Source organism: Acinetobacter sp. 243_ASPC (assembly GCF_001054715.1).
Classification (GTDB): Bacteria; Pseudomonadota; Gammaproteobacteria; order Pseudomonadales; family Moraxellaceae; genus Acinetobacter; species Acinetobacter soli.
Genome location: NZ_JVOR01000095.1, coordinates 188,639 through 210,463 on the forward strand (window position 1 = coordinate 188,639; position 21,825 = coordinate 210,463).

Genomic DNA, 21,825 nt, shown 5'->3' on the forward strand with positions numbered 1-21,825 from the left:
ACATTCGCCAATGAATGTAAGCATTTTCCTACAAAATGATCCAATTTACTAAGGTTTCGAGAGCTGACTGGCTTCATGTGCACTGAGCTGTTCTTCTTCACGTGCCTTTTGAATCCCTTCCTGAATCGCCTCTTGCGCGTCTTGATGATCCTCTGAAGTTTCTTCAAGTTCATCTTGAAGCTGTTCAAAATGCCGATCAGTTTGTAAAACCACATACACAGGAAAATGATCCGAACCCACATGCGCTAAACGCTGCATATTGATCAGTGCAAAATCATTGCTATGAAAAACATGATCGAGTGACCAGCGTAACAGCGGATAGTCGGCATGAAAAGTATTGACAAAATGCCGCCCTACCCGTGGATCCAGTAATCCACTGATTCGCTGAAACAACCGAGTGGTTCGCGACCATGCCACATCATTTAAATCCCCCATAACAATACAGCTCTGATCTAGATCTTTAACCTGATCGCCCACAATCAACAGTTCGGCATCTCGCAAGGTCGAATCTTTGGCTTCGGTTGGACTTGGCGGTTTAGGGTGCAGACAGTACAGATCAATCGGAAGTCCTGAAGGCAGGCGTACCGTGGTATGAATCGATGGAATTTCTTTACTCAGAATAAATTTGACTTCGGTATGCTCTAACTTAAAACGGCTATACAAATGCATGCCATATAAATTGTCGAGTGGAACAGCAACCCGGTACGGATAATCAGGTTCAATTACCGACAGTTCATTTTGCCAAGTCTGATCGGTTTCCAGCGTAAGCACCACATCTGGCTTAAGCTTGCGAATCTGATCAATCAATAAATGATACTGACGGTTTGGAGTCAAAACATTACTAATTAATAGCGCAATCTGATGGCTCGGATTATGTAGCTCTGGCGGTACCTGTAATACCTGCTTTTTCCATAAAAAAGTATACGGCAGTACCATTTTCAACTGATAGGCAATTGCAGCAATCAGAAGAATTAAAATGAGTTCACGTGGCAGCGTCCAGGGTGCATCCCAGAGCGCATAAGCCAATAAAACCACAGCGCCTAGTGCCAAAATTTGCAGACGTGGAAAGTCGGCGCCTCGAATCCACCACTCATCTCGTGGGATCAATGACCAAAACGTTAACCAGATCACCAGCACCGCACAAACTTCCAAAAAAAGCATCACGTTTTGTTCCACCTTGTCATTTTGAATTTATTTTTATCTCGCGTCTCTCTATGTAGCACATTCATAAATTTATTCACAATAAAGGGTATGTTTTAATTGGATAATACTTGCAGTTGTGGTCGCTTTTGATACACTCAAGCCCCTCTTTTACATTTTTTAACGCACCGAGGCAAAGTGACATGAAAGTAGGTCTGGTCGGTTGGCGCGGGATGGTTGGTTCCGTCCTTATGCAACGTATGGTTGAAGAAAATGATTTTGCTCATTTTGAGCCATTTTACTTTTCTACCAGTAATGCAGGTGGTGAAGCTCCTTCATTTGGTGGTAAAACTGCCCCAGCACTTATGGATGCGACAGACATTAGTAGTCTGAAGCAAATGGATGTCATTATTACCTGCCAAGGGGGCGATTACACCTCTGAGGTTTTTCCAAAGCTGAAAGCTGAAGGCTGGAACGGTTACTGGATCGATGCAGCATCTACCTTACGTATGGCAGATGACGCCATCATCGTACTTGATCCGGTGAATGCCAATGTGATCAAAGACGGCTTGAGCAAAGGCACCAAAACCTTTGTGGGTGGTAACTGTACCGTCTCTCTCATGTTGATGGGTCTGGGTTCACTGTTCCAGCACAATTTAGTGGAATGGATGAGCGCGATGACCTATCAGGCTGCATCTGGTGCGGGCGCACAAAATATGCGTGAACTGTTGACGGGTATGGGTTATCTGTACAACAGCACCAAAGATTTACTGGACGACCCACGCTCTGCGATTTTAGACATCGACAGCCGTGTTGCACAGTTACAACGTGGTGATGACTTCCCGAAAGCCAACTTTGGGGTGCCACTGGCAGGCTCTTTGATTCCGTATATCGACAAACAGCTCGATAACGGTCAGTCTAAAGAAGAGTGGAAAGGCCAAGCTGAAACCAACAAAATTTTAGGAAATGCTCAAATCGTTCCGATCGACGGTCACTGTGTTCGTATTGGTGCCATGCGTTGCCACTCGCAAGCATTGACCATCAAGCTCAGAAAAGATGTGCCGCTTGATGAAATCGAAGATATGATTCGTCAATCTAACCCATGGGCAAAAGTAGTGCCAAACACACGTGAAGCGTCAATGACTGACCTGACACCAGTGGCGGTGACAGGTACGCTGACTGTTCCAGTGGGTCGTTTACGTAAACTCAATATGGGCAAAGAGTATCTCGGTGCTTTCACTGTGGGCGATCAGTTACTTTGGGGTGCTGCCGAGCCGCTACGCCGCATGTTGCGTATTTTAATTGAATACAAAGCTGCTTGATTGCAGCATTGATCAAAAGGCCGGTCATTTGACCGGCTTTTTTATTTGGTCGAACCCAAATACAGCGCAGGCTCTACCTAAATTATCTGCTGCACAGAAAAGGGTATGACATTCCTCACAAAAAACGCTAAATTAGCTCTCAACTAAACATTAAAAAATTTATGCTGGATCAAGGTCGAATATCCTCAGCCAGTATCACGCGTGCTTCAGGGGAAAACTGTGTTATACGTGATTGCATTTATCATTTTGCTGGTCGTCGCGATCATCTTAAAAAAACGACAAGATCAAAAAAAAGCGTCGCATTCATCAAAGGTGCAAGCCCCTATTGCTCAAGGTCATGAACACGTTCATCACGCGCCGTTTGCAGTGGCTGAGAGTCTTGTTCCCGCCACGATTGACCCCAATATTCAGGATCGTATTGAACAGTTGATTGAGATTGGCCATCTTTCGGCTGCCGAGGCACTGATCAATCAGACGCTCAATCGTGACCCTTCACGTCATCATTTCTATTTTTACTTACTGGATTTGCATCTGCGTCAGCAGGATGAGCTTGGGGTGAAGCAGCTCCTTCAAAATCTTGAGCAGCGTCAGTTACACGAGGTGCTTGCAGAAGTTCAAGTGCGCTATCAAACTGCACAAAAAAAACCTGCTCCAACGGAAACTCCATCTACCAACATAGTTACTCCGTCAAATCAGACACCTATTCCAGATGTAGTCGTTGAACATAAAGTCGATACGACGATTTCACCTACACAACCCACCCCTGAGCCTCAGCCAATTCTGGAGGCTAATCAGGCGCTAGAATTCAAACTGAATACGCCTGTGCCACCAACGCCAGTTCAGGTCAATGTAGAACCTGCATCAGTACCAAAAGTATCAACGCCTGAAGCTGAGCAGCCTGCAAAACAAACAGAACAGCAGACAGCGCCTGCTGCTGTAGAACTCACGAATACCGCCTCGACACTGACACTGGCTCCAATGGATGACGCAGCCGCAACTGCTCAAGCATCATCATCATCTTCTACCTCTCCTGCTTTCTCTACCCCTCAAGTGATCTTTGCTGAGCTTGATGGAGCCGAAGCTGAAAGCGAAGCACTTTCTCCTGCGACCACAATAGCGACGCCAGTTACCATAAAGCCTCAAGATCCTTTGGTTAAGGCTTTTCCGGAACTGGCAGATATCGATGAAGTTCAACTCGATCTAGATCTGGCTCAGCAATATATCGAGCTGGGTGCTTTTGAATCGGCCTGCATTTTACTCGAGAAAAATGATGCACGATTTAATCAAGAGCAGCGTGATCTTTCAAAAAAACTGTTAAATCGAATAGCATCTTCAAGTTGATCGCTCTAACATAAGCAGTCTGTCGGGACTGCTGGTTTGAACATGAATAAAATTGCCTTAATTTATATGGGTGGAACGTTTGGTTGTATTGGTGAACCGCTTGCACCAATGCCCTATGATGCCTTTCAACCCCAATTAGAACGCATTCTTCCACCGCAATACGCAGTCGATTGTTTTAAAGCCCCTTCAATTAAAGATAGTAGCGCCTGCACCGCCGCAGACTGGCTGTTACTGGTACAACAGATTCAGGGACTGCAGCTTGAGGGCTATACACACTTTGTGGTGATTCACGGTACCGATACCATGAGTTACGCGTCTGCAACTTTGGCACGCTTTTTGGGACAAACCTGTCACGTGGTGATCACGGGTAGTCAGTATCCGCTGCTTAACACTGCTGGCGATGATACACGTGAATTTACCGATGCGATCGAGAATTTATACTTTGCATTAGAGAGCGTTCAACGTTTAGCAAGCGGTACCTATCAGGCTTTTCATCATCAAATTTTTCACGGTCAAACCGTTCTTAAAACCCATACAACTGAGCTGGATGCATTTTCCGGTGTCTCGGCCGATGCACCTTGTGATACGGTCACAAATGCGATGGCTGTAGATGCTGCCATGATTGCACTTGCCGATGAACTTGCCATTGTGAATCTGATGCATCAACCTGTGCGTCCAGCGCATTTGGCACAGCAACTTGAAAATATTGCACAGCGACCACCGCACTTTTTAATTTTACAAGGATTCGGAACCGGTAATATTGCGGTCAATGACGCCATTCTGGCGCAGTTTCAACAATTACGAGCCCAAGGCTGTCTGGTGGTGTTAACTACACAAGTCACCTTCGGCAAAATTGATCAGCGCTATGCCATTAGTGACTGGGTACATTGTGCAGGCATTGCCACCAATACCACGCATGGTCATGCCGATCTGTACGCCAAACTGCTACAACTTTACTTACAGTATGATGATGCTGAAGATTGGTATCGACACTGGGATACCACCACAAAGGCTGAGGATTAATCATGCAACGTTTTGCTATCGGCATTGAATTTTGTGGAATGCATTATCGTGGCTGGCAAACCCAACAGGCCGGTGTACCCAGTCTTCAAGAAACGCTTGAAACGGTACTGAGTAAAATTGCCAACGAGCCAATTCTATTGCATGGCGCAGGGCGAACCGATGCCGGCGTACATGCCACCAATATGGTGGCTCATTTTGATACGAATGCCATTCGACCTGAACAAGGTTGGTTAAGGGGAGCCAACAGCCAGTTGCCCAAAGACATCTCGATCCAGTGGATCAAGGAGGTCGGTACAGACTTTCATGCACGCTTTAAAGCGCAGGCACGCCGCTACCGTTATGTGGTTTACAATACACCGAACCGTCCTGCGCTGTTACACAAACAAGTTACGCATGTGCATCAGCTGCTAGATGTCGAAAAAATGATGGTGGCGGCGCGTAAGTTTGAAGGCACGCATAACTTTGAGAGCTTCCGTGCAGCCGCTTGCCAGTCCAAGCAACCCGTTCGCCATTTGAGTCATTGCCGCTTGATCCGCCATGGCCGTTATTTGGTGTTAGATATTCAAGCCGATGGATTTTTACATCATATGGTGCGCAACATCATGGGCTGTTTACTCGAAATTGGTCAAGGCTGCTACGAGATCGACCATATCGATACCATGTTTGCCGCACAAGACCGTAAGGCAGCAGGTGTAACCGCACCAGCCGATGGACTGTATTTCATTCAGGCTTATTACCCTGAACAATTTGATTTACCAAATCCTCCATTAGGGCCCCACTGGCTCAACTTACCCGATGAAATGGCCGATCTTTAATCAAGCATCTTCTTGAGCTTAAAAAAAATGCATCCTTGGATGCATTTTTTATGGGTCGCTTAACGTTGTTTACGCTTGCGGTACTCTACTGGTGTTTCGTTGGTCCAGCGTTTAAATGCACGATAAAAAGTACTTGGCTCAGAAAAGCCAGTCAGGTAGACAATCCGTTCAACGCTTTCGCCTGTATTGGCCAATAGCCGTTTGGCAAGTCTACAGCGGTAATCCGACAGAATTTGCTGAAAGCTGGTATTGGCTTCACTGAGCTGGGTTCTTAACCGCCGTGGTGTGATATTGAGTTGCGCAGCCACTGTTTCTAGTGTGGTTTCACCGCTTTCTAAGGTTGAACCAATTGCACGGCGCACCTCGCCAACCAGATCATAACGTGCCAGTTCTTGTAGCTTCTCAATAGCCAGCTGCTCATGGAGCTGCAACAGTTCTGGCTCGGCTTGCCACAATGGATAGTTTAAAATATCGGCATCGAAGTAAAGCCGGGTTTCTTTCTGCCCCAAACTGACCGGGCAGCCGTAAACTCGGAAGTACTCGTCTTCTGGCGCGCCTTCACTAAAATTAAAATCGATAAAAATCGGGTGAAAGGCACCTTCGGTAATAAATTTAAAAAATCGTAAAACGCCCGAAATCGCACATTCAGAAAAATGACGGTTGACGATTGAGTCGGCAAATTTTTGCTCGCCGTTGGTCAGATAGCAGCGCCCATCTTCAACCACCAGTTTGGCATGAAATACATCGCTAATCAGACGCTGATAGGCTAAAGCGCGTTTGAGCCCCTCACCAAAGGTTTCACTGCTAATAAACAAGTGTTCAATGACTTGTCCACGGTACAGCGGCAAATGCTCGCCTAAGTGCAAACCGATATCTGGATCTTTACTGACTTCTTCTGCCGCAACCCAAAATGCGTACTGGGCACTGACTGGCGTTCTCGAATTGGCATCGACCTGATTCAGTGCCACACCTGCTTTTGTTAAAATTTCTTCGGTTGGCAATCCAGCACGACGAATCGCTTGATAGCCAAACCGTAATACAACCGATGCATCTGTTAGCTGACCCACGCGGCGCCCTTCCTTGTATGTTCTTCATTTATACTTAAAACTCTCAATTTAGATTAGCGTCGATTGACCAAAGTGACAACTCAATTCAGGTCATTTTTGTAGATTTTTTTTGTTTCAAATGACCTGTATTCCCAAGTGGAACGCCGATTAGATCACCGCCTATGGCTTGTTTTTTCGAAAAAAATTGCCTATAATTTGCGCCTTTCCAATTTGATCATCAGGTAGGCTATGGCCAATAAAGAGGAACTCATTGAGTTCGAAGGCGTTGTCACCGAAACGCTTCCTAATACGATGTTCCGTGTACGTTTAGAAAACGGTCACGAAGTAATTGCGCACATTTCTGGTAAAATGCGTAAGCACTATATCCGTATCTTGACGGGTGATAACGTTAAAGTTGAAATGACACCTTATGATTTAAGTAAAGGTCGTATCACGTACCGCGCACGTTAAACACGTTTAGCGAATGCACTAAAGCCACTCTCTACCGTCAGTGGCTTTTTTTATGTCTGTTATTTTTTTTAAGCAAAAAACAGCATGCTATGATTCAATAGAAGTAGAATAACAAAAACTAGGCATACCATATGCAATTTAAGTATATCGGTTTCTTGTTCGTGGTTTGCATAACGAGCTGCGCCATCCAACCTCCCCGATCTACCGATCTGGATAGCTACCTAAAGCGTTTTATTGGTCAATCCGCTGCTACCATTCAGTCTGAACTGAATCTGGCTGCACTGGGTTATCAAACTGATGGCCCACCTCGACTGAGTGAGCGCAGTCTGGTGTATACCATTGTACGCCCCTTGAATATTCCTATCCCCTCGATTCCATCGATTGATCATCTCAACCATGGTGTGATCATATCAACTGGAAATGCAAGCCAGACTTATGACCTTAATTTTCAATGCCGAGTGATTTTCAATCTCACCGACCACATCGCCGATTCAGTTCAATATCAAGGTAAAGCCTGCTAACCTAGCTGACATAAATCGTAGCAATAAAAAAACGCAGCCTAAGCTGCGTTTTTAACACGAGATGAGTTAAGCCAGAGCGGCAACCACGGCCTGCCCCATCTCAACTGTACCCACTTTCTGCATACCTTCAGACATAATGTCAGCCGTACGTAAGCCTTGATCAAGCACTTGCCCTACAGCATCTTCAATGGCTTTTGCAGCAGCTTCTTCACGGAAAGTATAACGGAGCATCATAGCTACGGATAAAATCGTGGCCAATGGGTTCGCCACATTTTGCCCTGCGATATCCGGTGCAGAACCATGACATGGCTCATACATGCCTTTGCCCTGCTCATCTAGAGATGCAGATGGCAACATGCCGATTGAACCGGTCAACATGGCCGCCTCATCCGACAAAATATCACCAAACAAGTTACCGGTTACAATCACATCAAACTGCTTTGGTGCGCGTACCAGTTGCATTGCTGCATTATCGACATACATATGGGACAACTGAATGTTTGGATATTGCGCTTGCTGAAGGTCGCTTACGGTTTGTTTCCAAAGCTCCGTTACCTCAAGCACATTGGCTTTGTCGACCGAGCACACTTTGCTACCACGCAGTGCAGCAAGCTCAAAAGCCACTTTTGCAATGCGCTTAATTTCAGATTCGCTGTAGACATCGGTGTTAAAGCCTTGCTTTTCGCCGTTTTCAAGTTCGCGAATACCGCGCGGCTGACCAAAGTAGATCCCGCCAGTTAATTCACGCACAATCAGAATGTCTAACCCAGATACGATTTCAGGCTTTAAACTAGAGGCATCTGCAAGCTGCGGATACAAAATGGCAGGACGCAAATTAGCAAATAAATTCAGTTCACTACGGATTTTCAACAGACCACGTTCTGGACGGATAGAGCGTTCAATGCTATCCCACTTCGGTCCGCCTACCGCACCAAGTAAAATGGCATCTGCTTGTTTTGCTTGCTCGCTGGTCACGGCAGGATACGGTTCGCCATGCGCATCAATGGCGGCACCACCAAGTAGACCGTGCTCCCAGCTTAAACCAAGATTAAATTTTTGATTGACTGCGCTCAGCACTTGCTCGGCAGCTCCTACAATTTCAGGGCCAATACCGTCACCGGCTAAAATTAAAATTTGCTTCGACATGAACGTTTCCATTTCTAAATATCAGCCGATTGACTGATTGAACATTAAATTCGTTGTTCTATAAACTCACCTAACCCCGTGATGGCGTCAAAAGGACGACAAAAACGGCGGATTGGATGATTTTCTTGCTCAAGTTCAACACATAATGGCTCAGGCGCAGAAACATTGAGTAAACTGCCGCCTGAGTGCTTGGAACGATCACGGTACATTTTAAAGGTATAGCGCTGATTGGCTTTAAACTGATGAATGACATGAAATGTTTCTGCCCGATCTCGAGAGATGGGATAAAAACGAATCACCAGCTCATACTGCTGCGGTGGCACAGACAAATACATCGAATTGACTGGACTAAATACTGAACCCTCAAGTCTGACAATACCTTGATGCAAGGCTTGTTCACTGACACGATGTTTTTGCGCATCGACAATGGGGGTCGTATTTAGACGCTCAAATTCACACAGTTGTGCGCCCGAACAATAAATCGTTGCGTTACTGTTCAGACCTGATTCGGCCTGTTTAATACGCAATGTATCAACTACATGATTGGTACTTTGACAACCTGCGATTAACGCCAAGGATACTGTCAGTACCACACTACGGCCAAATGTCCTGATCATTGTTGGAGCCCAACCCTATTTCGAGCAAAGTTTTCAGCAATTTATGCTCATGCATGTTAACAAGAGTTGGGCATCTACGCTATTGCTATCTTTAAAATCTCCCGTGTAGATCAAGCTTTTAGGTCTTGAAATACCCAAGGACGTGCAACTTTGGCTTGGCGTTCAAACTCATGAATCGCGTCTGCATTTTGTAGCGTTAAACCAATATCATCTAAGCCATTTAACAAACAGTGTTTGCGAAATGGATCGATGTCAAAAGCAAAAGCTTGACCGGATGGTGTTTTCACTTCTTGTGCAGCCAAATCAACCGTTAAGGTATAGCCTTCGTTTTCTGCGCACTCTTGAAATAATTTCTCTACAATTTCTTCAGACAAGATTACAGGTAACATACCGTTTTTAAAACAGTTATTAAAGAAAATATCGGCAAAACTTGGCGCAATCACGGTACGAAAACCATATTCGTTCAATGCCCATGGCGCGTGTTCACGGCTTGATCCACATCCGAAATTCTTACGCGCAATCAAGATATTGGCAGATTGATAACGTGGCTGATTCAATACGAAATCGGGATTAAGCGGACGTTTAGAATTATCTTGCCCCGGATAACCTTCATCTAAATAGCGCAATTCATCAAATAAATTGTCACCAAACCCTGTGCGTTTGATCGACTTCAAAAACTGTTTCGGGATAATTAAATCGGTATCCACATTGGCACGATCTAATGGTGCCACAATGCCTTGTTCAACGGTGTATGCTTTCATGATCTATATCCCCAATTCAGAATGAACGAACATCAACAAAGTGTCCCGCAATTGCAGCAGCGGCAGCCATGGCTGGACTGACCAAATGGGTTCGTCCACCATTGCCCTGACGCCCTTCAAAATTACGGTTTGAGGTCGAGGCGCAGTGTTCGCCCGGTTGCAATTTATCGGCATTCATCGCCAAGCACATCGAGCATCCCGGTTCACGCCACTCAAAACCAGCCTCAAGAAAAATCTGATCCAATCCTTCTTGCTCTGCTTGTTGCTTAACCAAACCAGAACCCGGTACCACCATCGCTTGTTTAATGCTGTTCGCCACTTTACGGCCTTTGACCACTTCGGCTGCTGCACGGATATCTTCAATCCGTGAATTGGTGCATGATCCAATAAATACACGATCCAACTGAATATCAGCCAACGCCTGACCGGCATTTAAGCCCATATACTGGTAAGCACGTGTCCAGTCATTGCGTTGTACATCGTCTTTGGCCTGTTCTAAGGTTGGAACCGCTTGAGACACTGGAATCACCATTTCGGGTGAGGTTCCCCAAGAAACTTGCGGCTCAATTTCTGCACCGTTCAAAACCACTACTTCATCAAATACTGCATCGTCATCTGAATGTAAGGTATTCCAGTACGCAACAGCCTGATCCCACTGCTCACCTTTTGGTGCATAGTGGCGCGACTGGACATACTCGATGGTTTTATCATCGACAGCAACCATACCCACACGAGCACCCGCTTCAATGGCCATGTTACACACCGTCATTCGGCCTTCGATCGACATATCACGGAACACCTGCCCACCAAACTCAATGGCATAACCTGTTCCGCCTGCTGTACCAATTTGACCGATAATTGCCAAAACCACATCTTTAGGCGTTACACCTTTACCTAAAGTGCCATCCACGCGAACCAACATGTTCTTTGATTTTTTCTGAACCAAACACTGCGTCGCAAGCACGTGTTCCACTTCAGAGGTACCAATTCCATGTGCCAAGCAACCAAATGCCCCATGCGTTGCCGTATGCGAATCGCCGCACACGACGGTCATACCCGGTAAAGTCAAACCTTGCTCTGGCCCCACCACATGCACAATGCCCTGACGGACATCATTGATCCCGAACTCAACGATATTAAAGGTTTTACAGTTATCGTCTAAGGTTTGAACCTGAATGCGTGATGTCTCATCTTCAATTCCGGCAATGCCTTGTTCACGTTCTTTTTTTGAAGTTGGTACGTTGTGGTCTGGTGTTGCAACGTTTGCATTGAGACGCCATGGCTGACGACCTGCAAGTTGAAGACCTTCAAATGCCTGCGGACTGGTGACTTCATGCAATAAATGACGATCGATGTAAATCAAGCATGATCCGTCATCTCGCTGTGAAACCAAGTGGTCATTCCACAATTTGTCATATAATGTCTTGCCTGCCATGTCGTCGTGCTCCATTGGACTGGGTATATGGTCTCTATTTAGTAATTATAGCGCTGCTTTTACATAAATCTAATTTATCATTTTTATAAATTAACAAACTTTTTAGAATATATAAAATGCGCGATTCAGGTCTAATCATCTTATAGTTTACAGCATCGGATTTAATAATAATTCTCATTTATACATTCCATTTCACAATCCGATGTACGCTTTTTATACTGAATACTTCTTCAAGATATTTAGTGCAAGGTAATGGTTATGACGACTCTAACTCGTTTTGTACATCACAATCAGCGTATGCTCAAAAAGACTTTAAGCTATTACATTATGCATATTACGGTGGCTATGCTGGTGGCTTACGTGGTGACCGGAAACCTCTGGGTTGCCTTAACTTTAAGTATGCTTGAGCCGACTGTACAGGCGTTTGCCTTTTTTATTCACGAAAAAGTATGGGCAGTAAAAGAACAGCCTGCTCAGCAAGATTCTGGCGCAGGCTATTAATGATTGCGCATTGGGGAATTTGACTACTACAATAGCCTGACGCTGTGATTTTTTTAACACGGCATGATTATGGGAAATTTAAGGTCATTGTATGAATCTTGCTGCATTTGAAGCCTTTGTGAAAGTGATGGAAACCGGCTCTATTTCGCTCGCAGCGGATCAACTGTTTATCACCCAGCCCGCAGTGACCAAGCGCATTCATAGTCTTGAAGATTATTTTGGCGTGAAACTATTTGAATCTGCCGGACGCGGCATTCAAGCCACACATGCAGCACATTCGCTGTTGCCCAAAGTCAAAAACTGGCTCAATGAGCTAGGCGAAATTCATCATACCCTAAGCCATGAACACGATCAGGTACAGGGACGGCTCAAAATCGGTACCAGTCATCATATCGGGTTGCATCATCTTCCCGATCCACTGCGTCATTATGTGCAACGCTTTCCGGATGTCACCTTAGATGTGCATTTTGTCGATTCAGAACAGGCACATGAAAAAGTGCTTGCAGGTGATCTCGAGTTGGCTTTTCTTACCCTGCCTCCAGAAGGCGATGAGCGTCTTACTTATTTGACGGTCTGGAACGATCCACTGGTTTTTGTAGTGGCACCGTTTCATCCATTGGCTCAGCGTAAGCAGATTCAGCTACAAGATTTACTCGAATACCCAAGTCTACTGCCTGCAGCACAGACCTATACCACTCAGATTACCTTGCACGCATTCGAAAAATATGGTCTTAGACCTAAAATCACCATGAGCAATAATCCGCTTGAGTCGATTCGTATGTTGGTTTCGATTGGCTTGGGCTGGTCGGTTCTACCGCAAACGTTGCTGAATCGGGATCTTTGTCAACTCGCAGTGAATGTGGAGCTAAAACGTCAACTTGGAATTGTCTGGCATCCTGCCCGTACTCAGTCCAAAGCAGCACAGGCTTTAATTAAACTGACGCAGCAGTCCACCACAGCTTAAGCCATTCTCTTTAGCGTTTTTCATCAAATCGTTACCTAAATATAATATAACTCGTTCAAGATTGGAGTAAGTTGATCATTAAGCATCCGTGACGTGGCCGTATAACGATAACACCTCAACCCTTCACGGTATTTCACACAATAAATACCTTAAATATGGAGTTGAAGCATGCTAAATGATGTTTTCAGAGTACCAAATTCCGAACACGTATCTTCTGCTTCAAATGCTCATACGCCATCGCCTTCTGGGTTACTTCAAACTTCAAAACAGATCTTGCGCACTCCACGCCTCAATCAAGACAATGCCGATACGTTACGCCAGCAAATCCGTGACTATTTTTTGAATACTTTTGAAACCTATGAATCTTTGTTTGAATGTTTAGATGGTGATGAAGCATTTTATAAAAAACCGATTTCGCTTCGGCACCCTCTGATTTTTTATTTTGGTCATACTGCAACCTTTTTTATTAATAAATTACTGTTGGTTCACTTAATTGAAGAACGGCTCAACCCGCGCTTTGAAGCACTTTTCGCAGTCGGTGTCGATGAAATGAGTTGGGACGATCTCAACGATCAGCATTATGACTGGCCAACACCTCACGAGGTCAAAAGCTATCGTGATCAGGTCAAACAAACAGTACTTCATATCATCGATACAGCCCCGCTTACCCCGCCCATCAACTGGAATCATCCGTGGTGGGCCATTTTAATGGGCATTGAACATGAGCGTATTCATTTGGAAACATCATCGGTGTTAATCCGACAGCATGATCTTGAATATGTTCGTGCACATCCGGCTTGGAAAGCTTCTGATTTTTCCACCACAGCACCTGAAAACACATGGATTGATGTTGCATCTGGACAGGTTAAACTTGGTATTAATCAAGCACACCCACTTTATGGCTGGGACAACGAGTTTGGTCAGCATGAGGCGCAGGTCGAGGCGTTTCAAGCGTCGAAATATTTGGTTAGCAACCAAGAATTTTTGGCTTTCGTTGATGCCGATGGCTATTCAAGCCTTGATTACTGGGAACAAGAAGGTCAAGGTTGGCTGTCCTTTTCTGAAGCCAAATATCCGACATTTTGGGTTAAACAACACCAGACTTGGTATTTAAGACTCATGACCGAGATTGTGCCAATGCGTTGGGATTGGCCTGTCGAGGTCAATTATCATGAAGCCAAAGCATTTTGTAACTGGAAAAAACAGCAGACTGGCCAGAATATTCGCTTGCCCACCGAGGACGAATGGTACCGTATATACGATATCAGCGGATTAAACGAGATTGATCATCAGCGTGCCGATGGCAATATCCATTTGGATTATGGTGCGTCGTCGTGTCCGGTTCATGTGTTTCAGCAAGGCGATTTCTTCGATGTTCGAGGCAATGTCTGGCAATGGACCGAAACGCCAACCTATCCGTTTAATGGCTTTGATGTACACCCCATTTATGATGACTTTACCACGCCTACATTTGACGGGCGCCATAATTTGATTAAGGGCGGTTCGTGGATTTCTTGTGGCAATGAAAGTCTTTATTCATCGCGGTATGCCTTTAGACGGCATTTTTTTCAACATGCAGGGTTTCGTTACGTTGCATCTGACCATGAGGTAAGCAGTGTGAGCTCTCAATACGAGACCGATCAATTACTTTCGCAGTATGCCGAGTTCCATTTTGGATCGGATTATTTTGGGGTTCCTAATTTTTCTAAGGCACTGGTCGAGCTGGCGATCCAGACACTGGGCGAGCGTCCCAAAGTTAAGGCTTTAGATATCGGTTGCGCCGTCGGACGCGCCAGTTTTGAATTGGCACGTGTGTTTGAGCATGTCACCGGAATTGATTTTTCAGCGCGGTTTATTCAGCACAGCGTACAGTTGACCAAAGGTGAAACCTTGCGTTATACGCTCGCCACCGAAGGTGAATTGGTACAATACAAGGCCTGTTCATTGCATCAATTAGGCCTTGAAGAAACCAAAGACAAAGTTGAATTTTATCAAGGTGATGCTTGCAATTTAAAAGCCAATTTCACTGGTTACGATTTTATTTTTGCTGCCAATTTGATTGACCGACTGTATCGTCCACGTCAGTTTCTTAGTCAGATTCATGAGCGTCTGAACATGGGTGGTGTATTGATGATTGCCTCCCCTTATACCTGGCTTGAAGAGCACACGCCGCGTGAAGAATGGATTGGTGGCTTTAAAAAAGATGGTGAAAGTTTTGGAACTTTAGATGGTTTACATGCGATTTTGGATCAGCACTTTCAACTGATTGCAGCACCGCAAGAGGTGCCGTTTGTGATTCGTGAAACTCAGCACAAGTTTCAGCACAGTTTATCGGAAGTGACGTTTTGGCAACGCGTAAAATAAACAATACTCCACAAAAACTGAATCAAATAAAAACAGGCAGTCGATGACTGCCTGTTTTTATTGAGAACATTGAAATATCGATTAAATCGACCAGTCTTGAATCTGCCAATTTTGCGCTTTGGCCAATTTTTCTAGGCGATCATCCGGATTGACTGCAATCGCATGCGTGGCATATTCCAGTAAAAAGCGATCGTTAATCGAATCTGAATAGGCCCAAGATTCTTCTACATTTCGTCCAGCCAGCCACTGCTCTAGACGTACCAGCTTGCCTTGCTGGTAACATGGCGTACCTGCAACTTTACCGGTATATTTCCCTTGCTGTACTTCCGCCGTGGTGGCAATAATTTCGGTAATACCAAAGGCACGAAAAATCGGTGCCGTAATAAAATCGCTGGTTGCGGTAATGCCTACAATTTCATGGCCTAAATCTTGATGCTTTTGAATCGCATCAAAACCTTTTGGGCGCATTTGCGGACGAATCACTTTTTGCATAAAGAGCGCATGCAGCTCTGTTAATACCTCAGGCGTATTTTGGGTTAAAAACTCAAATACAAATTCGTTGTAGGCAATTGGATCAAGCTGGCCTGCTTTGTAATCTTCATAAAATTTATCGTTCATTTGGCGATGATGTACTGGATCGACCAAGCCTTCATTGACGAGAAATTCACCCCAGGAATGGTCTGAATCTGTATTAAGTAAGGTGTGATCAAGATCAAACAAAGCCAATTTCATGAAAATACTCGTTAAAACTGAAATTTAAGAAAAAAAATGTAAATCTATCTCCGCTAGTCGATAGAAATTCGTTAAGATCATAGCAATTTTAATGCATTTTACTTTGATCTTACGCGCTGGGCATATAAGAGTGACGGCCCCCGATTTCAAAGTCAACGATATTGATAAATTTTAGGTAGCCAAATGATCGACTCAGAAGGTTTCCGACCCAACGTCGGGATCATTTTGGCAAATGATAACGGACAAGTTTTATGGGCAAAACGCATTGGTCACAATGCTTGGCAATTTCCACAAGGAGGAATCCATTTTGGAGAAACCCCCGAGCAGGCACTTTATCGTGAACTGAGAGAAGAAGTCGGCTTATTGCCCGAACACGTCCAGATTATTGCGCAGACCAAAGGATGGCTGCGTTATCGTTTGCCACACCGGTACATCCGACCAGATTCTGATCCGGTATGTATTGGACAGAAACAAAAATGGTTTTTATTAAAACTCACCGCGTCTACGCGAAACATTCAGCTAGACCTCTCAGACCCACCCGAATTTGATGAGTGGCAATGGGTAAGTTACTGGTACCCTCTAGGTCAGGTGGTCAATTTTAAGCGCGATGTGTACCGAAAAGCGATGATGGAACTCTGCATGTTAATGCCAGAACAACAATCGCCCGAAAAATCATCACATTAGCAAATGATTTTTTTGGCGAGTGCTGTTATAACATCACTATGAAGAATTAAAAATTTTGGAGTAAGCATCCATGTCAAACATGCAACTTGACACCTTAAGACGCATTGTTCAGGAGATCAATTCGTCTGTAAGTTTGCATGATTCGCTCGACATTATGGTCAACCATGTGGCGGAAGCGATGAAAGTGGATGTTTGCTCAATTTATTTGCTTGACGAACGCAACCAGCGTTATTTGCTGATGGCCTCTAAAGGGCTTAACCCCGAAGCTGTGGGGCATGTTTCCTTGCAACTCAGTGAAGGTCTGGTTGGCCTTGTGGGTCAGCGCGAAGAAATCGTCAATTTGGAAAATGCCTCCAAACACGAGCGCTTTGCCTACCTACCCGAGACCGGCGAAGAAATTTACAACTCGTTTCTGGGTGTACCCGTCATGTATCGCCGTAAGGTGATGGGCGTACTGGTGGTACAAAATAAGCAACCACAAGATTTTAGTGAAGCAGCCGAATCCTTTTTGGTGACGCTGTGCGCTCAGCTCTCAGGTGTCATCGCACATGCACATGCGGTGGGCAACATCGATGTATTTCGTAAGCCAAGTAATGGGCCAGCCTACAAAACCTTTCAGGGCGTATCAGGTGCTGGCGGAATTGCGCTGGGTCGTGCTTACGTTTTATACCCGCCTGCCGATCTGGCGTCGGTTCCAGACCGCGAAGCCGATGATATCAGTGACGAATTACATTTACTCGATCAAGCGGTGAGTTCGGTACGTACCGAAATTCAGCAGCTTGACGAAAAAATGCAAGACTCCTTAATGTCGGAAGAGCGCGCGCTATTTAGTGTGTTTTTACGCATGCTGGATGAAAATGCGCTCCCTGCCGAAATTAAAGAATTGATTCGCGCCGGTAACTGGGCACAAGGCGCCGTGCGTCGTGTCATCGACAAGCACATCACCCTGTTTGCACAAATGGAAGACGACTACTTACGTGAGCGCGTGTCAGATTTAAAAGATCTGGGACGACGTATTCTGGCCTCACTGCAAGAAGCAGATTCCAGCCATAAAGATTTAAGCCCCGACAGTATTTTAATTGGAGAAGAAATCAGTACTGCTGCACTGGTTGAACTGTCGGTCGATAATATTGCCGCGATTGTCACCACAGAAGGTGCTGCCAATTCGCATATGGTGATTGTGGCACGTGCGCTGGGTATTCCAACTGTTGTCGGCGTGACCGAGCTCCCCATCAATACCCTTGATGATGCAGAAATGATTGTCGATGCCTATCAGGGGCGGATCTTTATCAATCCACCTAGACGTCTGCGTCAGCGCTATAAAGAAATTCAAAAAGAAGAAGAGCAAATTGCCAAAGACCTCAAGCAATACGAAACGCGTGATGCCGTTACCCCCGATGGTGTTGCAGTCAAGCTGTATGTCAATACTGGCCTGATGATTGACGTGGTACGCGGCGTTCAGCGTGGGGCCAAAGGTGTGGGACTCTATCGCAGCGAAATTCCGTTTATGCTGCGTGAACGCTTTCCGGGCGAAGAAGAACAACGGGCCATTTATCGTCAGCAATTGAGTCATTTTGCCAACAAGCCCGTCATCATGCGTACGCTGGATATTGGTGCCGACAAAGACTTGCCTTACTTTAGTATTGAAGAAGAAAACTCGGCGCTGGGATGGCGTGGTCTACGCTTTACGCTGGATCATCCAGAAATTTTTTCGACTCAAGTGCGCGCGATGCTCAAGGCCAGCATTGGTTTAAACAATTTGCATATCTTGCTGCCCATGGTGACCAGCGTCAGCGAAGTCGAGGAAGTGTTGTATCTGTTAGAACGTGACTGGGTCGCGGTACAAGAAGAAGAACAGGTCAAAATTACCAAACCGAAACTCGGCATCATGGTCGAAGTTCCGAGTGTGTTACTACAAATTGATGAGTTTGCCGAATTGGTCGACTTCTTTTCCGTAGGGTCAAACGATTTAATCCAGTACTTACTGGCAGTCGATCGCAATAATCCAAGGGTGTCGAGTGTATATTCACACTTTCATCCGTCCATTCTTCGCGCGCTGCAAAAACTGGTTAAGGAATGCCATCATCATGAGAAGCCTATCAGTATTTGTGGCGAAATGGCGGGCGATCCTTTATCGGCTATTTTATTGATGGCGATGGGATTCAATACCCTCTCCATGAGTTCAAGTAATATTTTGCGGGTGCGCAAAGCCATCTGTCACGTTTCAATGACCGATGCCGAGCAATTGCTCAATGAGGTCGTCAAAATGAATAACCCGCTCATGGTGAAAAGCTGGATGGAATACTACTTTAGAAATCATGGTCTTGGAGACATGGTCAAATCTAATCGATTGGTTTCCGTTTAAATGATGATCCTAGAGGGGCTCTCTAGCCCCTCTAGGGCAATAACGCCAAAGCGCACTACAAATCGGTGATACATCGACATATCGAATTAAATTAAACGGTCTTTTATAATCTAAAAAACAAATCAATTTTATGAATTTTATCTTTTTTACAAATCATTTAAATCATTTAAACTAATTTTAACAGCGAACACGCGTAATATATTTTGAGATCAGGAGCACAGCCATGCAGATTGATTCGAACACTCAAGCAGCATCAGAATTACTTAAGATTTTTTTAACCTGTCTTGGTGAACTGCCCCTCAATCATTAAAACGACATCATCAATTCCAATTTACTTTACCGAAAGCCACGACAAAGCAATAGCCAAAATCCAAGGAGTAAATCGCAATGAATACTGCAGCAACAGGAAAATGCCCTTTTACACATGGCGGTAATACTGGACAAAGCCAAAGTCCAACCGCATGGTGGCCAAACGCGCTTAATCTTGATGTTTTGCATCAACATGACCAAAAAACAGATCCGATGGATCCCGATTTCGATTATGCCAAAGCTTTTAAAGAACTGAATCTTGAAGAACTCAAACAAGATATTCGAAGCCTAATTTCGACCAGTCAAGACTGGTGGCCAGCCGACTGGGGCAGCTATATCGGTATGTTTGTACGTACCGCTTGGCACCTTGCAGGCTCATACCGTAAACAAGACGGACGTGGCGGTGCCAATACAGGCAACCAGCGCTTTGCGCCATTAAACAGCTGGCCAGATAACGTCAATACCGATAAAGGCCGCCGTTTGCTTTGGCCAATCAAACGTAAATATGGCAATAAAATTTCGTGGGGTGATCTGATCATTCTTGCGGGTACACTGGCCTATGAAGAAGCAGGCCTTAAAACCTTCGGTTTCGCTGGAGGTCGTAAAGAAATCTGGCACCCAGAAAAAGATGTGTACTGGGGCAGCGAGAAAAAATGGTTAGACGCAACCCGTAATCGCTATTCAGATGATCAAGACCGTGAATCGCTTGAAAATCCACTTGCAGCGGTACAGATGGGTTTGATTTATGTCAACCCTGAAGGTGTGGATGGCAATCCAGATCCGTTACGTACTGCACATGACATGCGTGTGACTTTTGACCGCATGGGCATGGACGACGAAGAAACCGTTGCGCTGACCGCTGGTGGTCATACTGTCGGGAAATGTCATGGTAACGGACGTGCCGAAAAACTTGGTGCAGAAGTGGAAGGTGCAGATGTTGAATTCCAAGGTTTAGGCTGGTTTAACCCAGAAGGCTCTGGAAATGCAGGCAACACCATGGCCAGCGGAATCGAAGGCGCGTGGACGACGCACCCCACCAAATGGGATAACGAATACTTCTACTTGCTTTTAACCTACGACTGGGAACTTCGTAAAAGCCCAGCAGGTGCATGGCAATGGGAACCAGTTACGATCAAAGAAGAAGACATGCCGATTGATGCGCATGATCCAAGCGTTCGACGTAACCCGATTATGACTGATGCCGATATGGCACTCAAAATTGATCCAGAGTACCGTAAAATTTCAGAACGTTTCTATCAAGATCCGGCCTATTTCTCTGATGTATTTGCTCGTGCATGGTTTAAGCTTACACACCGTGATATGGGACCAAAGAGCCGTTACCTTGGCCCAGATGTACCGCAAGAGGATTTAATCTGGCAAGATCCAATTCCGAGCGTAGATTACACCTTAACTGATGCCGAGATTGAATCGCTTAAACGCCAAATACTCGATAGCGGCTTGACTCGTGTGGAATTGATTACCACGGCGTGGGACAGTGCCCGTACTTATCGTGGTTCAGATTATCGTGGGGGTGCCAACGGTGCGCGTATTCGTCTTGAACCACAAAAAGACTGGGTGGGCAATGAGCCTGAACGCTTGCAAAAAGTGTTAGGTGTACTTGAGTCGATTCAGGCTTCGTTTGAAAAACCTGTGAGTATTGCAGATCTGATTGTCCTCGGTGGAACAGCCGCTGTAGAACAGGCTGCTCGCGCCGCAGGTGTGAATATTACGGTGCCATTTGCACCGGGACGCGGTGATGCAACACAGGAACAAACCGATGTGTATTCTTTTGAATCGCTTGAGCCTGTGCATGATGGTTTTAGAAACTGGCAAAAACAGCACTTCGAGACGACTCCTGAAGAACTATTGGTAGATCGTGCACAACTCCTTGGCCTAACCGCACACGAAATGACGGTACTGGTAGGTGGATTACGTGTCTTGGGTGCAAACTACGACAACAATCCGCAGGGCGTCTTGACAGATCGCGTGGGTGTATTGAGTAACGATTTCTTCGTCAACTTAACCGATATGGCCTACACATGGAAACCAACGGGTCGCAACTCTTACGATATTGTAGATCGTACAACAGGAGCAACCAAATGGACTGCGAGCCGTGTAGATTTAGTGTTTGGTTCAAACTCGATCTTACGCTCATATGCAGAGGTTTATGCGCAAGATGATAACCGCGACAAATTTGTCCATGATTTCGTCAAAGCTTGGGTGAAAGTCATGAATGCCGATCGTTACGATCTGGTATAAGCCTCCAAA

19 protein-coding genes are annotated in these 21,825 nt (G+C 45.3%); 12 read left to right on the forward strand and 7 right to left on the reverse strand.

Features of this window, described 5'->3' with window-relative positions; translation table 11 throughout:
- Positions 1–48: 48 nt before the first annotated feature.
- A complete protein-coding gene (locus ADA42_RS13015) occupies positions 49–1,161 on the reverse strand; it encodes an endonuclease/exonuclease/phosphatase family protein (RefSeq protein ID WP_004943794.1) in 1,113 nt (370 codons plus the stop codon).
- Between the two features lie 182 nt (positions 1,162–1,343).
- Between ADA42_RS13015 and asd the strand changes: the two genes are divergently transcribed.
- From asd to truA, 4 genes are all read left to right on the forward strand, one after another.
- On the forward strand, positions 1,344–2,462 hold the full coding sequence (gene asd, locus ADA42_RS13020; protein ID WP_004932718.1) for an aspartate-semialdehyde dehydrogenase: 1,119 nt from the start codon (positions 1,344–1,346) through the stop codon (positions 2,460–2,462).
- 219 nt (positions 2,463–2,681) lie between these two features.
- Positions 2,682–3,803: a hypothetical protein gene (locus ADA42_RS13025; protein ID WP_048765654.1), complete on the forward strand. Its 1,122-nt coding sequence runs from the start codon at positions 2,682–2,684 to the stop codon at positions 3,801–3,803.
- Positions 3,804–3,845: 42 nt separating this feature from the next.
- Complete coding sequence (locus ADA42_RS13030; RefSeq protein WP_048765655.1) at positions 3,846–4,826, forward strand: asparaginase; 981 nt, start codon at positions 3,846–3,848, stop codon at positions 4,824–4,826.
- A 2-nt stretch (positions 4,827–4,828) separates the two neighbouring features.
- The gene (truA, locus tag ADA42_RS13035) at positions 4,829–5,641 is read left to right on the forward strand and encodes a tRNA pseudouridine(38-40) synthase TruA (RefSeq protein ID WP_048765656.1); all 813 of its coding nucleotides are present in this window, start codon (positions 4,829–4,831) and stop codon (positions 5,639–5,641) included.
- Positions 5,642–5,700: 59 nt separating this feature from the next.
- On the opposite strand, the gene ADA42_RS13040 is transcribed toward truA, so the two are convergent.
- On the reverse strand, positions 5,701–6,708 hold the full coding sequence (locus tag ADA42_RS13040; protein WP_025095351.1) for an AraC family transcriptional regulator: 1,008 nt from the start codon (positions 6,706–6,708) through the stop codon (positions 5,701–5,703).
- A 228-nt stretch (positions 6,709–6,936) separates the two neighbouring features.
- Here ADA42_RS13040 and infA point away from each other — a divergent pair, with 228 nt between their 5' ends.
- Positions 6,937–7,158 carry a translation initiation factor IF-1 gene (infA, locus tag ADA42_RS13045; protein WP_004920223.1) on the forward strand — a complete coding sequence of 74 codons (222 nt, stop codon included), beginning with the start codon at positions 6,937–6,939 and terminating at the stop codon, positions 7,156–7,158.
- A 131-nt stretch (positions 7,159–7,289) separates the two neighbouring features.
- The gene (locus ADA42_RS13050) at positions 7,290–7,679 is read left to right on the forward strand and encodes a hypothetical protein (protein ID WP_048765659.1); all 390 of its coding nucleotides are present in this window, start codon (positions 7,290–7,292) and stop codon (positions 7,677–7,679) included.
- Between the two features lie 66 nt (positions 7,680–7,745).
- On the opposite strand, the gene leuB is transcribed toward ADA42_RS13050, so the two are convergent.
- The 4 genes from leuB to leuC form a co-directional block, all read right to left on the reverse strand.
- Positions 7,746–8,825: a 3-isopropylmalate dehydrogenase gene (gene leuB / locus ADA42_RS13055; RefSeq protein WP_048765660.1), complete on the reverse strand. Its 1,080-nt coding sequence runs from the start codon at positions 8,823–8,825 to the stop codon at positions 7,746–7,748.
- A gap of 44 nt (positions 8,826–8,869) precedes the next feature.
- Positions 8,870–9,442, reverse strand: a complete 573-nt coding sequence (locus ADA42_RS13060) for a hypothetical protein (protein WP_004943812.1) — start codon at positions 9,440–9,442, stop codon at positions 8,870–8,872.
- Positions 9,443–9,552: 110 nt separating this feature from the next.
- Positions 9,553–10,203 carry a 3-isopropylmalate dehydratase small subunit gene (gene leuD / locus ADA42_RS13065; RefSeq protein ID WP_048765662.1) on the reverse strand — a complete coding sequence of 217 codons (651 nt, stop codon included), beginning with the start codon at positions 10,201–10,203 and terminating at the stop codon, positions 9,553–9,555.
- Positions 10,204–10,219: 16 nt separating this feature from the next.
- Positions 10,220–11,638: a 3-isopropylmalate dehydratase large subunit gene (gene leuC, locus ADA42_RS13070; protein WP_048765663.1), complete on the reverse strand. Its 1,419-nt coding sequence runs from the start codon at positions 11,636–11,638 to the stop codon at positions 10,220–10,222.
- Between the two features lie 258 nt (positions 11,639–11,896).
- Here leuC and ADA42_RS13075 point away from each other — a divergent pair, with 258 nt between their 5' ends.
- The 3 genes from ADA42_RS13075 to ovoA all read left to right on the forward strand — a co-directional run bounded on the left by ADA42_RS13075 (position 11,897) and on the right by ovoA (position 15,467).
- Positions 11,897–12,139: a DUF2061 domain-containing protein gene (locus ADA42_RS13075; RefSeq protein WP_004932691.1), complete on the forward strand. Its 243-nt coding sequence runs from the start codon at positions 11,897–11,899 to the stop codon at positions 12,137–12,139.
- Between the two features lie 91 nt (positions 12,140–12,230).
- Positions 12,231–13,103, forward strand: coding sequence for a LysR family transcriptional regulator (locus ADA42_RS13080; protein ID WP_004932688.1), 873 nt, complete (start codon positions 12,231–12,233; stop codon positions 13,101–13,103).
- Between the two features lie 168 nt (positions 13,104–13,271).
- Complete coding sequence (gene ovoA, locus ADA42_RS13085; protein ID WP_048765665.1) at positions 13,272–15,467, forward strand: 5-histidylcysteine sulfoxide synthase; 2,196 nt, start codon at positions 13,272–13,274, stop codon at positions 15,465–15,467.
- Positions 15,468–15,548: 81 nt separating this feature from the next.
- Here ovoA and ADA42_RS13090 read toward each other — a convergent pair whose 3' ends face one another.
- Complete coding sequence (locus ADA42_RS13090; protein WP_004932684.1) at positions 15,549–16,199, reverse strand: HAD family hydrolase; 651 nt, start codon at positions 16,197–16,199, stop codon at positions 15,549–15,551.
- Positions 16,200–16,382: 183 nt separating this feature from the next.
- Here ADA42_RS13090 and ADA42_RS13095 point away from each other — a divergent pair, with 183 nt between their 5' ends.
- The 3 genes from ADA42_RS13095 to katG all read left to right on the forward strand — a co-directional run bounded on the left by ADA42_RS13095 (position 16,383) and on the right by katG (position 21,816).
- Positions 16,383–16,883 (forward strand): RNA pyrophosphohydrolase, encoded by a 501-nt coding sequence (locus ADA42_RS13095; RefSeq protein ID WP_004932680.1) that lies wholly within the window; start codon positions 16,383–16,385, stop codon positions 16,881–16,883.
- A gap of 70 nt (positions 16,884–16,953) precedes the next feature.
- On the forward strand, positions 16,954–19,248 hold the full coding sequence (ptsP, locus tag ADA42_RS13100; RefSeq protein WP_004943835.1) for a phosphoenolpyruvate--protein phosphotransferase: 2,295 nt from the start codon (positions 16,954–16,956) through the stop codon (positions 19,246–19,248).
- A gap of 387 nt (positions 19,249–19,635) precedes the next feature.
- On the forward strand, positions 19,636–21,816 hold the full coding sequence (gene katG / locus ADA42_RS13105; RefSeq protein ID WP_048765667.1) for a catalase/peroxidase HPI: 2,181 nt from the start codon (positions 19,636–19,638) through the stop codon (positions 21,814–21,816).
- Positions 21,817–21,825 lie beyond the last annotated feature (9 nt).

What these genes read in the sequence shown, in the direction of transcription:
- ADA42_RS13015 (WP_004943794.1), bottom strand. Translation starts at nt 1,161, where the DNA reads ATGCTTTTTTTGGAAGTTTGTGCGGTGCTGGTGATCTGGTTAACGTTT.
- asd (WP_004932718.1), top strand. Translation starts at nt 1,344, where the DNA reads ATGAAAGTAGGTCTGGTCGGTTGGCGCGGGATGGTTGGTTCCGTCCTT.
- ADA42_RS13030 (WP_048765655.1), top strand. Translation starts at nt 3,846, where the DNA reads ATGAATAAAATTGCCTTAATTTATATGGGTGGAACGTTTGGTTGTATT.
- truA (WP_048765656.1), top strand. Translation starts at nt 4,829, where the DNA reads ATGCAACGTTTTGCTATCGGCATTGAATTTTGTGGAATGCATTATCGT.
- infA (WP_004920223.1), top strand. Translation starts at nt 6,937, where the DNA reads ATGGCCAATAAAGAGGAACTCATTGAGTTCGAAGGCGTTGTCACCGAA.
- ADA42_RS13050 (WP_048765659.1), top strand. Translation starts at nt 7,290, where the DNA reads ATGCAATTTAAGTATATCGGTTTCTTGTTCGTGGTTTGCATAACGAGC.
- leuB (WP_048765660.1), bottom strand. Translation starts at nt 8,825, where the DNA reads ATGTCGAAGCAAATTTTAATTTTAGCCGGTGACGGTATTGGCCCTGAA.
- ADA42_RS13060 (WP_004943812.1), bottom strand. Translation starts at nt 9,442, where the DNA reads ATGATCAGGACATTTGGCCGTAGTGTGGTACTGACAGTATCCTTGGCG.
- leuD (WP_048765662.1), bottom strand. Translation starts at nt 10,203, where the DNA reads ATGAAAGCATACACCGTTGAACAAGGCATTGTGGCACCATTAGATCGT.
- leuC (WP_048765663.1), bottom strand. Translation starts at nt 11,638, where the DNA reads ATGGCAGGCAAGACATTATATGACAAATTGTGGAATGACCACTTGGTT.
- ADA42_RS13075 (WP_004932691.1), top strand. Translation starts at nt 11,897, where the DNA reads ATGACGACTCTAACTCGTTTTGTACATCACAATCAGCGTATGCTCAAA.
- ADA42_RS13080 (WP_004932688.1), top strand. Translation starts at nt 12,231, where the DNA reads ATGAATCTTGCTGCATTTGAAGCCTTTGTGAAAGTGATGGAAACCGGC.
- ovoA (WP_048765665.1), top strand. Translation starts at nt 13,272, where the DNA reads ATGCTAAATGATGTTTTCAGAGTACCAAATTCCGAACACGTATCTTCT.
- ADA42_RS13090 (WP_004932684.1), bottom strand. Translation starts at nt 16,199, where the DNA reads ATGAAATTGGCTTTGTTTGATCTTGATCACACCTTACTTAATACAGAT.
- ADA42_RS13095 (WP_004932680.1), top strand. Translation starts at nt 16,383, where the DNA reads ATGATCGACTCAGAAGGTTTCCGACCCAACGTCGGGATCATTTTGGCA.
- ptsP (WP_004943835.1), top strand. Translation starts at nt 16,954, where the DNA reads ATGTCAAACATGCAACTTGACACCTTAAGACGCATTGTTCAGGAGATC.
- katG (WP_048765667.1), top strand. Translation starts at nt 19,636, where the DNA reads ATGAATACTGCAGCAACAGGAAAATGCCCTTTTACACATGGCGGTAAT.